The sequence below is a fragment of the Streptomyces sp. NPDC001732 genome (assembly GCF_053596315.1).
The window spans coordinates 157,719-172,588 of sequence record NZ_JBSFFY010000014.1; the positions used below are offsets into that span (position 1 = coordinate 157,719).

General features: G+C 74.6%; 1 protein-coding gene. It reads left to right on the forward strand.

Going from position 1 to position 14,870, the window contains the following annotated elements; translation table 11 throughout:
* Positions 1–84: 84 nt before the first annotated feature.
* Positions 85–14,870 (forward strand): amino acid adenylation domain-containing protein (locus ACWCXX_RS17130; RefSeq protein ID WP_451127895.1); only part of this gene is annotated, 14,786 nt, incomplete at its 3' end.

Here is a 14,870-nt window from a genome sequence, read left to right on the forward strand (position 1 = left end):
TCCCTACCGTCTGCCACCATGCCGGAAAAGCGTGCGCGCCCCGGCTTCCTGCCTGGTTGTCGACGAAGTACAGGAGTCAGCAGCGTGAACCGTCGTGCGACGCGCAACCCGATGGGGCCCGGCCTGGACGGTGCCGGGGCACCGACACCGCTGCCGGCGCTGATTGAGGCGCAGGCACGGCGCACGCCCGACCACCCGGCGGTGGTCTTCGGTGCCACGGCCCTCGGCTACGGCGAACTCGACAGCCGGGCCAACCGGCTGGCCCGGGTCCTGACCGGCCTGGGCGCGGGCCCCGAGCGGATCGTGGCCCTCGCCCTGCCACGGTCCGCCGACGCGGTGGTCGCGATGCTGGCCGTCCTCAAGACGGGCGCCGCCTACCTCCCCGTCGACCCGCGCTACCCGGCCGACCGGATCGCGTTCATGCTGTCCGACGGCCGCCCGGCGGTGGTGGTCACCACCACCGCGACGGCCGCCGCGCTGCCGGACACGTCCGCCCCGCTGCTGATGCTCGACACGCTCGACCCGGCGGCCGGTCCCGCGACCGCGCCCGACGTCGTCCTCGACGACCGGAACGCCGCCTACGTCATCTACACGTCCGGCTCGACCGGCCGCCCCAAGGGCGTCGTCGTCCCGCACCGGGGCGTGGCCAACCACATGCTGTGGCAGGCGCACACCTGGGACATCGGGCCGTCCGACGTGATCCTCGCCCGCACCGCCTTCAGCTTCGACGCGGCCGGCACCGAGATCTGGCTGCCGCTGGTCTCCGGCGCGACGATCTGCATGGCGCCCGACGACGTCGTGGGCCTCCCGGACCGGCTCCTCGCGTACGCCGCCGAACACGGGGTGACGGTCGCCCAGTTCGTGCCCTCGCTGCTGTCCGTCGCGGTGCCCGCGCTCCGCGACACCACGGGCCTCGCGCTCCGGCTCGTGTTCGTCGCGGGCGAGGTGCTGCCGCCCTCCCTCGCGGACGAGATCGTCACCAAACTGGGGCTGCGGCTCGGCCACCACTACGGCCCGACCGAGGCGTCCATCGACGTCACCGCCTACGACGTGCCCGCGAACTCCGGGTACCGCACCGTGCCCATCGGCACGCCGCTGTGGAACACCGAGGTCCATGTCCTCGACGCCGCGCTGCGCCCCGTGCGCCCCGGCGAGGAGGGCGAACTCTACGTATCGGGCGTGCAGTTGGCCCGCGGCTACCTCGACCGTCCCGGTCTCACCGCCCAGCGGTTCGTCGCGTCGCCCTTCGCGGCGGGCGAGCGGATGTACCGCACCGGCGACCTGGCCCGCCGGCACGAGGACGGCCTGGTCGAGTTCACCGGCCGCGTCGACGACCAGGTCAAGATCCGCGGCTTCCGCGTCGAACTCGGCGAGATCGAGGCGGCCCTGACCGAACTGGCCGAAGTGGAGCAGGCGGCCGTGGCCGTCCGCGAGGACCAGCCCGGACGGCAGCGCCTCGTCGCCTACCTCGTGGGCGGCGCGGACACCGCCGCGGCCCGTGAGCGGCTGGCCGCGCGCCTGCCGGAGCACATGGTTCCGACCGCGTACGTGGTCCTCGACGCCCTGCCGCTCGCCCCGAACGGAAAGCTGGACCGCCGCGCCCTCCCCGCCCCCGACGTCACCGCCGCCGCGGCGGGCCGCGCGCCCCGCACGGCCGCCGAGGAGATCCTGTGCGGGCTCTTCGCCGACGTCCTGGGCGTCGAGCGGGCCGGGGTCGACGACGGCTTCTTCGACCTCGGCGGCGACTCGCTGCTGGCCGCCCGGCTGATCAGCCGCATCCGCACCGCCCTCGACCGGGAGGTGTCGGTCCGCACCCTGTTCGAGGCGCCCACGGTGGCGGGGCTCGCCGGCCGCCTCGACGAGGCCGCGACCGCCCGCCCCGCCCTGGTCCGTGCCGAGCGCCCGGACCCGATGCCGCTGTCGCACGCCCAGCGCGGGCTGTGGTTCCTGCACCGCCTGGAAGGCCCGAGCGCCACCTACAACATCCCGCTCGTCCTGCGGCTCACCGGTGACCCGGACGTCGACGCGCTGCGCGCCGCCGTCCGCGACGTGTCCCTGCGGCACGAAACCCTGCGGACCGTCTTCCCCGAGGCCGACGGAGTGGCCCGGCAGCAGGTCCTCGACGACCCGGCCGGGCTCGCCGTCGTGACCACCGACGACGTCGACGGCGCGGTCGCCGGGGCCGCCCGGCACGCGTTCGACCTGCACACCGAACCGCCGCTGCGCGCCACCCTGTTCTCCCGTACGGGCGGCGACGAGCACACCCTTCTGCTGCTCATGCACCACATCGCCGGTGACGGCTGGTCCGAGCGACCGCTCGTGGAGGACCTGTCCCGCGCCTACGCGGACCGGTGCGCCGGGCACGCGCCGCAGTGGGACGAGCTTCCGGTCACGTACGCCGACTACACGCTCTGGCAGGGCGAGGCGGACGGCATCGACTTCTGGCGGACCGCCCTCGACGGCCTGCCCGTCCTCGTCGAACTGCCGGCCGACCGCCCCCGCCCCCCGGCGGCGAGCTTCCGCGGCGACGAGCTGCGCACCCGCTTCGACGCCGGACTGCACCGCGGCGTGACCGCGCTCGCCCGCTCCACCGGCAGCACCGTCTTCATGGTGGTCCAGGCGGCACTCGCCGCGCTCATGACCCGGCTCGGGGCCGGCACCGACATCCCGCTCGGCACGCCCGCCGCGGGCCGCCCCGACGAGCGCCTCGCCGGGCTCGTCGGCTACTTCGTCAACACCCTGGTGCTGCGCACCGACACCTCCGGCGACCCGACGTTCCGGGAGCTGCTGGACCGGGTGCGGACGGCCGACGTGGCCGCGTACCCGTACCAGGAGGTGCCGTTCGACCGCATCGTCGAGGCCCTGAACCCGCCCCGGTCCCTGGCGCACCACCCGCTCTTCCAGACCATGCTGACCTTCGAGAACCTGGGTCTGGCCAGGCCGGAACTGCCCGGTCTCACCGCCGAGGCGGACGAGGCCCCCACCGGCGTCGCGAAGTTCGACCTCGACCTGCGCCTCCAGGAGCGCTTCGCGGACGACGGCGCCCCGGCCGGGGTCGACGTGATCGCCGAGTACGCCACGGACCTCTTCGACCGCTCCACCGTCGACCGGCTGATCGCGCGCCTGGCCAGGCTGCTGGACGCCGTGGTGGCCGACCCGGAGCTGCGGATCGGCGGCGTCGAGCTGCTGACCGGTGACGAGCGCCGCGAACTCGCCGCCCGTCCCGTCCGGGTCGTCGACGAGCACGGCGTCCCGGTGCCCGACGGGGTGACCGGTCTGGTCGACGGGGCGCCCGCCCGGTACACCGCCGACGGCACCCTGGAGCGCCTGGAGCGGCCGGTCCTCGTGCACGGCACGCGCCTCGACGTCTCCCGCGTCGTCACGACCCTGCTGGCCCACCCCGCCGTGGCCGACGCGGCCGTCGCGGACGGGCCCGTCGCCTACCTCGTCACCGCTCCCGGCCAGTCCGTGCGCGCCGTGGACCTGCGCGACCACCTCGCCCGGGTCCTCCCCGAGCACCTGGTCCCCGACGCGTACGTCACCGTCGCCGAGCTGCCGCGCACCCCGGACGGCCTCCTGCGCACCGCCGAGCTGCCGGCCCCCGAGAGCGGGGAGCCCACCGCCGCCGGAACCGACGAGGAGAGGCTGCTCGCGGAGCTGTTCGCCGAGGTCCTCGGCCTGACCGAAGTGGGCCTGAACCAGGGCTTCTTCGACCTGGGCGGCGACAGCATCGTCTCCATCAAGCTGGTCAGCCGGGCCCGCCGGGCCGGGCTGCACATCACCCCGCGGGACGTCTTCGAGCACAAGACGGTCGCCCGCATCGCCGCCGTCGCACGGACGGCCGGGACCGACGCCCCGGTCGTCCGGGACGTCGCGACCGGCACCCTGAAGCCCACGCCGATCATGGCCGACCTGCGGGACCTCGGCGGGCCCGTCGCCGCCTACCATCAGTCGACGCTGCTCGTCGTCCCGCCGGAGCTGGGCACCGAGCGGCTGACCGCCGCCCTGCAGACGGTCCTCGACCGGCACGGCGCGCTGCGGATGCGCCTCGACGAGGACTGGCGGCTCACCGTTCCGGAGCCGGGCACCGCCCCCGCCGTCGTCCACCGCGCCGACGTCACGGGCGCGGACGAGGACGCCCTGCGCGAAGCCGTCGACCGGTACACGGCAACGGCACGGGCGGAGCTGGACCCGCGCGCCGGCGACCTGGTGCGGGCGGTGTGGTTCGACGCCGGCACGGAACCGGGCCGGCTGCTGCTGCTCGTGCACCACCTGGCGGTGGACGGCGTTTCCTGGCAGCCGATCCTCACCGACCTCCGCACCGCCTGGGAGGGCGGCACCGTCGAACCCGTCGGCACCTCGTTCCGGCGGTGGAGCGCGCTCCTCGACGAGGAGGCCACCCGCCGCACGGGCGAGCTGGCCCTGTGGCGGTCCGCGCTGGGCACCCCCGACCCGCTCCTGGGCAGCCGCCCGCTCGACCCGGCGCTCGACGTCCGGGCCGGGGCCGGAAGCCTCACGCTGACCCTGCCGTCCGACGTCACCGCGCCCCTGCTGGCCGCCGTGCCCGGCAGCGTCCGCACCGGTGTCCGCGACGTCCTGGTCACCGGTCTCGCCCAGGCGGTCGCCGAGTGGCGCGGCCGTCGCGGGACCGACACGTCCGCGCTGCTGCTGGAGCTGGAGGGGCACGGCCGCGAGGACATCGCGCCGGGCCTGGACCTCACCCGCAGCGTCGGCTGGTTCACCACCGCCTACCCCGTCCGGGTCGACCCCGGCACCACCGGTGGCGTACGGGCGCTGAAGCGGGTCAAGGAGCAGCTGCTCGCGGTGCCGGACAACGGCATCGGCTACGGCCTGCTGCGCCACCGCAACGCGGACACCGCCCCGGAGCTCGCCGGGCGCGCCCGGCCCCAGCTCGGCCTCAACTACCTGGGCCGGTTCGCCGCGCCCGGGACCGCCCCCTGGGCGCCCGCGCCCGAGGCGCCCGCGCTCGGCGCCGGTTTCGACGACGCCGCGCCCCTCGGCCTCGTCGTCGAGCTGGACGCCGCGGTCGTGGACCACGCGGACGGGCCCCGGCTCGTCGCCCACTGGACCTGGGCCGGCGAACTGCTCACCGAGGAGCAGGTCCGCGAGCTGGCCGAGGAGTGGTTCACCGCCCTCACCGGCCTCGCCACCGTGACCACCGGCGGACTCACCCCCTCCGACCTGCCGCTCGTCGACCTCTCGCAGAGCGACATCGAGCAGCTGGAAGCGTCCCTTCCGGCCATCTCCGACGTCCTGCCGCTCGGCCCGCTCCAGGAGGGCCTGCTCTTCCACGCCCTGTACGACACCGACGGCGCCGACGTGTACGCGGTCCAGGAGGTCCTGGAGCTGAACGGCCCGCTGGACGCCGCCGCCCTGCGCGCGGCGGCGGCCACGGTCCTCGACCGGCACCCCAACCTGCGCGCCGGCTTCCACCACGAGGGCCTGTCCCGGCCCGTCCAGGTGGTCTTCGACGACATCGAGCTGCCGTGGCGCGAGGCCGACCTGTCCGGGCTCGCCGCCGGTGAGCGGGAGGCGGAGCTGGCCCGGATCGTCTCCGCCGCACGGGCCGAGAAGTTCGACCTGGCCCGGCCGCCGCTGCTGCGGTTCACCCTGGTGAAGCTCGCCGAGCACGAGCACCGGCTCGTCATCGTCAACCACCACATCCTGTTCGACGGCTGGTCCATGCAGCTGCTCATGGACGAGCTGTTCGCGCTGCACCGCGGCGAGAAGTTGCCCGAGCCCGCCGCCTTCCGCGACCACCTGGCCTGGCTCGGTGCCCAGGACCGGACGGCCGCGGAGGCGGCCTGGCGCGAGGCGCTCGCCGGGCTGGAGGCGCCGAGCCTGCTGGCCGGGCCCGGCACGGCGGCCCCGGCCCGCCCGGTACAGGTCTACTGCGACCTGCCCGACACGGTGTCCGCCCGGCTCCAGGACCGGCTGCGCGAGTACGGCCTCACCCTCAACACGGCCGTCCAGGGCCTGTGGAGCCTGCTCGTCGGCGGCCGGACCGGCCACGACGACGTGGTGTTCGGCGCCACGTTCTCCGGCCGCTCCGCGGACCTCGCCGGGAGCGAGGCGATGGTCGGCATGTTCATCAACACGCTGCCCGTCCGCGTCCGGCTCGACCGGACGGAGTCCCTCCGGCTGCTGATGGACCGGATCCAGGACGAGCAGTCGCGCCTGATCGCCCACCAGTACCTCGGGCTGAACGACGTCCAGCGGATCGCCGGGCTCGGCGACCTCTTCGACACCCTCACCATCGTCGAGAACTACCCGCACGGCGAGGACGACGCCTGGGAGCCCGCCCCGGGCCTGCGCGCGAGCGTCCTGGAGGACCACGACGCGACCCACTACCCGCTGACCCTCTCCGTGCTCCCGGGCCGGGAGCTGCGCCTGCGCCTGGAGTACCGGCCGGACCTGCTGGGCGCCCGCCAGGTCGACGTCCTGGCCGCCGACCTCGTCCGGCTGCTCACCGCGTTCGTGGAGGACGCCTCGGTGTCCGTCGGGGACCTCGTCGCCAGGGCCGGGGAGGACACCGAGGACACGGCCGCACGGCCGGATGCCGCGCCGGCCGCGCCGGTGGCCCCTCCGGCCGTCGTGCCGGAGGCCGGGCGGGCCGTCGCCCCGGAGCCCGCACCGGCCGACGGGGCCGACGCCGTGGTGCCGCTCTCCTTCCGTGCCGCCCGCACCCCGGAGCAGGAGATCCTGTGCGGTCTGTTCGCCGCGGTCCTCGGCGTGCCCACGGTCGGCATCGACGACAGCTTCTTCGACCTCGGCGGGCACTCGCTCACCGCGATCCGGCTGCTCAGCCGCATCCGTTCGATGTTCGGCGTCGAGCTGGCCATCAGGCACCTCTTCGAGTCGCCCACCGTCGCCGAACTCGCCGAGCGGATGAAGGGCGCCGAGCAGTCCCGGCTCGCCCTCGCCCCGATGCCGCGTCCGGAGCTCGTCCCGGTGTCGGCCGCGCAGTGGCGCCTGTGGTTCCTCTACCGGCTCGAAGGGCGCAGCGCCACGTACACCGTGCCGCTCCTGCTGCGCATGTCCGGCGCCCTCGACCGGGACGCCCTGTACGCCGCGCTCGGCGACATCGTGGCGCGCCACGAGTCGCTGCGCACCCGCTTCCCCGAAGTGGACGGGCAGCCCCACCAGTTGATCGACGAGGCGGCGCAGCCCGACATCGTGACGGTCGACACCGACGAGGCGGGCCTGGCCGAACAGCTGGCCGTCGCCACCCGGTACGGCTTCGACCTGGCCACCGAACTGCCGCTGCGCATCACGCTGTTCCGGCTCTCGGAGACCGAGCACGTCCTGCTCTTCCTGCTCCACCACATCGCCAGTGACGGCTGGTCCGACGCCCCCTTCGCCCGCGACCTGTCCGTCGCCTACGGGGCCCGGCTGGAGGGCCGATCCCCGTCGTGGCCGGTGCTGCCGGTGCAGTACGCCGACTACACGCTCTGGCAGCGGGAACTCCTCGGCTCCGAGGACGACCCGAAGAGCCTGCTGTCGCAGCAGCTCGACTACTGGAAGCAGAACCTCGCCGGGCTGCCCGAGCAGCTGGAGCTGCCCACCGACCGCCCCCGGCCGGCCGCCGCGAGCTTCCGCGGCGACGAGGTGCGCTTCACGCTCGACGCCGAGCTCCACCACAAGCTGCTGGAGCTGGCGCGGCACACCAACACCACGCTCTTCATGGTGTTCCAGGCCGCCGTGGCGGGACTGCTCAGCCGCCTCGGCGCGGGCAGCGACATCCCGCTCGGCGGTGTCATCGCGGGCCGCACCGACGAGGCGCTCGACGAGCTGATCGGCTTCTTCGTCAACACGCTGGTGCTGCGCACCGACACCTCCGGCAACCCGACGTTCCGGGAGCTGCTGGCGCGCGTCCGCGAGACGGACCTCGCCGCCTACGCCCACCAGGAGGTGCCGTTCGAGCGGCTGGTCGAGGTCCTGAACCCGCCCCGGTCCCTGGCTCACCACCCGCTGTTCCAGGTGATGATCCTCTTCCAGAACAACGCGGAGGCCGATCTCGAACTGCCCGGCCTGAAGGCCGGTCTGGAGGACATCGGGTCGGGCGTCGCCAAGTTCGACCTCGACTTCGACATGGCGGAGACGTACGGTCCCGCGGGCGAACCGGCCGGGCTGGAGGGCCTGGTCGAGTACGCGACGGACCTGTTCGACCGGTCCACCGTGGAGTCGATCGTCGACCGGCTGACCCGGATGCTCCACGCCGTCGTCGCGGACCCGGACCAGCGCCTCTGGAAGGTCGACATCCTGGCCCCGGCGGAGCGCCGCGCGCTGGTCGGCGGCCTGTCCGAGCCCGCCGCGACGGAGGAGTCCGCCCACCTGACGGGGGACACCACGATCGGCGCCCTGTTCGAGGCCGCCGCGAAGGCCCACCCGGAGGCCACCGCACTGGTCGACGGTGCCGAGCGCCTCACGTACACGCAGCTCAACACCCGGGCGAACCGGCTCGCGCACGCCCTCGTCGAGCGGGGCGTCGGCCCGGAGACCCCGGTCGCCCTGGCTCTGCCGCGCGGCGCGGACCTCGTGGTGGCCGTCCTCGGCGTGCTCAAGGCCGGCGGGGTCTACGTGCCGCTCGACCCGAACTACCCGGCCGAGCGCATCGCCTACGTCCTGGACGACGCCCGCCCCGCCGCCGTGGTCACCCTGACCGGAACCGACGTGACGCTGCCCGCGGCCACGCCTCGCATCCTCCTGGACGAGCTGACCGACGGGCCGGCGCACAACCCCGCCGTCCCGGCGCTGCGCCCGGACAACGGCGCGTACGTCATCTACACCTCCGGCTCCACCGGCCGCCCCAAGGGCGTGCTCGTCCCGCACCGGAACGTGGCGCGGCTCTTCGCCCGGACCGAGCAGTGGTTCGGCTTCGACGCCTGTGACGTGTGGACGCTGTTCCACTCGTACGCCTTCGACTTCTCCGTCTGGGAGCTGTGGGGGCCGCTGCTGCACGGCGGCACGCTCGTCGTGGTGCCCCACGAGGTCAGCAGGTCGCCGTTCGACTTCCTGCGGCTGCTGGAGCGCGAGCGGGTCACCGTCCTCAACCAGACCCCGTCCGCCTTCTACCAGCTGATGCAGGCCGACGAGGAGGCGCCCGGCACGGACCTGGCACTGCGTCATGTGATCTTCGGCGGTGAGGCGCTGGACCTGAGCCGGCTCGCGGGCTGGTACGAGCGGCACGCCGACGACGCGCCCGCGCTCGTCAACATGTACGGCATCACCGAGACCACCGTGCACGTCACCCACCACGCGCTGGACCGGCTCTCGGCGGCCACCGTCGCCAACAGCGTCGTCGGCGTCGGCATACCCGACCTGCGGGTGTACGTCCTCGACGAGGGCCTGCAGCCCGTGCCCGTCGGCACCACCGGCGAGCTGTACGTGGCGGGGGCCGGCCTGGCCCGCGGTTACCTGGGCCGGCACGGCCTCACCGCGGAGCGCTTCGTCGCCGACCCGTACGGCCCGGCCGGTACCCGCATGTACCGCACGGGCGACCTGGCCCGCCGTGCCGCCGACGGTTCGCTGTCCTACTTCGGCCGGGCCGACGACCAGGTGAAGATCCGCGGCTTCCGCATCGAACCGGGCGAGATCGAGTCGGCTGTCCTCGGCGCCCCCGACGTCGCCCAGGCCGCCGTGATCGTCCGCGAGGACCGCCCCGGCGACCCGCGGCTCACCGCCTACCTGGTGGGCGGCGACCCCGCCGACGTCCGCGACCACGTCACGGCCGCCCTGCCCGCGCACATGGTGCCTGCGGCCTTCGTCGCCGTGGACCGGCTGCCGCTCACCCCGAACGGCAAGCTCGACCGCAAGGCGCTGCCCGCCCCGGACTTCTCCGGCGGCGCGGAGAGCCGCCGCCCCCGCAACCCGCGCGAGGAACTGCTCGTCGGCCTGTTCGCCGAGGTGCTGGACGCGGAACGGGTCGGTATCGACGACAACTTCTTCGAGCTGGGCGGGCACTCCCTGCTCGCCACCCGGCTCATCAGCCGCATCCGCTCCGCCCTGGGCGTGGAGGTGCCGGTCCGGGCGCTCTTCGAGACGCCCACCGTCGCCGGTCTCGCGAGCTGGACCGACCAGGCCGACGGGGCCCGTGCGGCCCTGCGGCCGATGCCGCGCCCGGAACGCGTCCCGCTGTCCTTCGGGCAGCGCGGCCTGTGGTTCCTCAGCCGCCTCGAAGGCCCCAGCTCCACCTACAACGTGCCGCTCGTCATGCGGTTCTCCGGGCCGCTCGACGTGCCCGCGCTGCACGCCGCCCTCCAGGACGTGGTCGACCGCCACGAGGGCCTGCGCACCCTGTTCCGGGAGGCCGACGGCACGCCGTACCAGCACATCGTGCCCGTCGGCGAGGCCGTCGCGGACCTGCACCTCGTCGACATCGACGAGGAACACCTGACCGACGCCCTCGCCGAGGCCGCGCAGTACCACTTCGACCTGGTGAACGAACTGCCCATCCGGTCGACCCTGTTCAGGACGGGCGAGGGCGAGTACGCGCTGCTGCCGCTGATGCACCACATCGCCAGCGACGGCTGGTCCGAGACCCTGCTCGGCGACGACCTGTCCGTCGCCTACACGGCCCGCGTCGAGGGGCACGCCCCCGACTGGCCGGACCTGCCGGTGCAGTACGCCGACTACACCCTGTGGCAGCGGGAGCTCCTGGGCCGCGAGGACGACCCCGACAGCGCCATCTCCCAGCAGCTCGCCTACTGGACGGACACGCTGCGCGGGCTGCCCGAACTCGTGGAACTGCCCACCGACCGGCCGCGCCCGCCCGTGGCCACGTACGGCGGCGCCGAGGCACCGCTCTGCCTGGACGCGGAGCTGCACGACGCGCTGCTGCGGCTGTCCCGGCAGAGCGGCACCACGCTGTTCATGACCATCCAGGCCGGTCTCGTCGCGCTGCTGAGCAGGCTCAGCGGCCAGACCGACCTGGCCATCGGCATCCCGGTCGCGGGCCGCACCGACGAGGCCCTGGAGGACCTCTTCGGCTACTTCGTCAACACGCTGGTGCTGCGCACCGACGTCTCCGGCGACCCGGCCTTCGCCGAACTGCTGGACCGGGTGCGCGAGACGGACCTGGCCGCGTTCGCCCACCAGGACGTGCCGTTCGAGCGGCTCGTCGAGGTGGTCAACCCGGCCCGTTCGCTGGCCCGGCACCCGCTGTACCAGGTCATGTTCACGTTCGAGAACTTCGACGAGGTCTCCCTCTCCGTGCCCGGCGTCGAGACGCGCCTGGAGGACGTGGTGGGCGACGCCGCCAAGTTCGACATGGACGTCCGCCTCCAGGAGCGGTACGGCCCGGACGGCGAACCCGCCGGTGTCGTCGGCGAGATCGAGTACGCCACCGACCTGTTCGACCGGGCGACGATGGACGCCTTCGGCGCCCGCCTGATCCGGCTGCTGGCCGCGGCGGCAGCCGATCCGTCCGCCTCCGTCGGCTCCTTCGACCTGCTCGCCGACGACGAGCGGGAGACTGCCCTGGTCGACCGCGACGGACGGCTCGTGCCGCCGGGCGTGGTGGCCACCCTGCCCTCCGGCGAACTGGCCCGCGGCCACCGCGACGGCGCCGTCGAACTGCTCGGCCGCGCCGAGGACGTCCGGGTGGTGCGCGGCTTCCGGATCAATCCGGCCGAGGTGGCGGCCCGGCTGCGCGAGGTCTTCGCCGACGCGGGGGTCGTGGCCGGTTCCGGCCGCGTCACCGCCTACGTCGTCCACGAGGGCGACGCCCAGTCCGCGCGGCGCCTCGCCGAGTCCGTGCTGCCCGACTACCTGGTGCCGACCCGCTTCGTCGTGGTCCTCGAAGTGCCCGCCGAACTGCCGGCGGAGGACCACGCCGCCGCCACCGTCCAGCAGGCTCCCCGCACCGCGGCCGAGGAGATCGTCGCCGGTCTGTTCGCCGAGGTCCTGGGCGTCGCCACGGTCGGCGTCGACGACAACTTCTTCGACCTCGGCGGCCACTCGCTCTCGGCGGTCCGGCTGCTCAGCCGGGTCCGCTCCGCGCTCGGCGCCGAGCTGCCCGTCCGCGTCCTGTTCGCGGAGCCGACCGTGGCGGGCCTCGCCGCCCGGCTCGACGTGACGGCCGACAGGCGGCCCGCCCTGCTGCGCCGCGAACGCCCGGCCCGGGTGCCGCTGTCGTTCGCCCAGCAGCGGCTGTGGTTCCTGCACCGGCTGGAGGGCCCGAGCACCACGTACAACGTCCCGTTCGTCCTGCGGCTCGACGGCACGCTCGACACCGCCGCCCTGGCAGCGGCGCTCGGCGACGTCGTGGCCCGCCACGAGGCGCTGCGCACGGTCTTCCCGTCCGACGCCGACAGCGTCCCGTACCAGCGGGTGCTGGGCGTGGACGAGTCCCGGCCGGTCCTGGAGACCGGCACGGGCAGCCTCGCCGACGCCGCCCGGCACACCTTCGACCTGGAGAACGAACCGCCCCTGCGGGCCACCCTGTTCGAGGAGGGCCCCGACACGCACCGGCTGCTGCTGCTGGTCCACCACATCGCCAGCGACGGCTGGTCCACCGGCGCGCTCGTGCGCGACCTGTCCACCGCGTACACCGCCCGGCTCGCGGACCGGGCGCCGCGCTGGCCCGAACTGCCCGTCCAGTACGCCGACTACACGCTGTGGCAGGCGGAACTCCTCGGCTCCGAGGACGACCCCGGCACGCTCGTCAGCCGCCAGCTGAGCTGGTGGAAGGAGCACCTGGACGGCATTCCCGAGCTGCTGCCGTTGCCCACGGACCGGCCGCGGCCCGCCGTGGCGAGCCACCGCGGCGCCGAGTTCGGCTTCCGCATCCCCGCCGCGCTGCACGGCCGCGTCCAGGCGGTCGCCCGGGAGACGAGCACGACCCCGTTCATGGTGCTCCAGACGGTGCTCGCCGCCCTGCTGTCCAAGCTGGGCGCCGGCACCGACATCCCGATCGGCACGCCGGTCGCGGGCCGCACCGACGACGCCCTCCAGGACCTGGTCGGGTTCTTCGTCAACACCCTCGTCCTGCGCACCGACGTCTCCGGCCACCCGTCGTTCCGGGAGCTGGTGGCCCGGGTCCGGGAGGCCGACCTCGCGGCGTTCGCGCACCAGGACGTGCCGTTCGAGCGGCTGGTCGACGTCGCCCGGCCCGGCCGTTCCCTCGGCCACCACCCGCTGTTCCAGGTGATGCTCGTCTTCGAGACCGACGACGCCGACAGCCTGGCCCTGCCGGGGCTCACCGCGACGTTCGACGAGGAGGTCGACATGGGCGCGGCCCGTTTCGACCTCACCCTGCACATGCAGGAGACGGCCGCCGAGGACGGCACCGCCGAAGGCATCACGGTGGCCCTCGAATACGCCGAGGACCTGTTCGACGCCACCACGGCGGAGCGCATGGCCGGGCAGTTCGTCCATCTCCTGGAGGCCGTCTGCGCCGACCCGGACGCCGTCGTCGACCGGGTCGCCCTGCCGGGCGCCCTGCCGGCCACCGCCGCCCCGGCCCCCGCGGACGCCCCGGACCCGCTGGAGCTGCTCCGGTCCCGGCCCGCGGACGCCGTCGCGATCGTCGACGGCACCGACGAGATCACGTACGGGCAGCTGCTGGAACAGCCCCCGGCGGGCATCCTGCGCGCCGTCGTCACCGGCGAGCCGATCGTCCTGCACACCCGCACCGGCGCCCCCGTCACCGTGCCGCGGGACGTCGTCGCGGCACGGATCGCGGTGCGCCAGGCCGCCCACGCCCTCGACGCCACCGACCGGGTCCGCGCCACCGCGGCGCCGGGCACCGCCGGCGAGATCGACCAGGTCCTCTGGCCGCTCACCGCCGGGGCCACCGTCGTCCGTGCCGGAGCCGCGACCACGCTGCACGTCACCCCGTCGGAGCTGGCGGAACTGGCCGCCGACCCGGCCCTGTCCGAGGCGGGCCTGCGGCGCGTGTTCTGCTCCGGCGAGGCCCTGCCCGAGCCGCTGCAGCGCGCCTGGTTCGACGCCGTCGACGTGCCGCTCTGGTACGGCTACACGCTGACCGAGGCCGCCGGCACGGTCACCGAACGCGCCTGCGACCCGGATGCCTGGGACCCGGTCGTGCCCCTCGGCACGCCGCTGCCCGGCACGGCCGTGTACGTCCTCGACGAGGGCCTGTGCCCGGTGCCCGTGGGCGCCGTGGGCCGGCTCCACGTGGGCGGGCCGCTGCTCGGCGACGCCCCGACGGCCGTCGACGACCCGTTCGGCGCGCCCGGCGCACGGATGGTCCCGACCGGCGACCTGGCCCGGTGGACCGCCGACGGCGACCTCGAGTTCGTCGGCTCCCCGCTGCCGCTGCCCGGCTTCACCGTGCACCCCGCACGGGTCGAGGCCGTCCTGTCCGAGCACGACGACATCTCCCGGGCCGCCGTGGTGGTGCGCGACGGGCAGCTCGTCGGCCACCTGGTTCCGGCGCCCGGCCGCACGGTGACGGCCGGCACGGTCGACGCCTACGCCCGCGCCGTCCTGCCCGACCACCTGGTCCCCGCGGCCTTCGTGGTGCTGGACCGGTTCCCGCTGGCGTCCGACGGCCGGCTCGACCGCGCCGCCCTGCCGTCGCCCGACCGGACCGCCCTCGTGGCGGGCCGGGCGCCCCGCACGCCGAGCGAGGAGATCCTGTGCGGTCTGTTCGCCGAGGTCCTGGGCGTCGACGAGGTCGGCATCGACGACGGGTTCTTCGAGCTGGGCGGCCACTCCCTGCGCGCCACCCGGCTGGTGAGCCGCATCCGGACCGCCTTCGGCGTCGAACTGCCCGTCCGGGCTGTTTTCGAGTCGCCGTCGGTGGCTGGTTTGGCGGGTCGTTTGTCGGGTGCGGGTGTGGCGCGGGTGGGGTTGGTGGCGGGGGTGCGTCCGGAGCGGGTGCC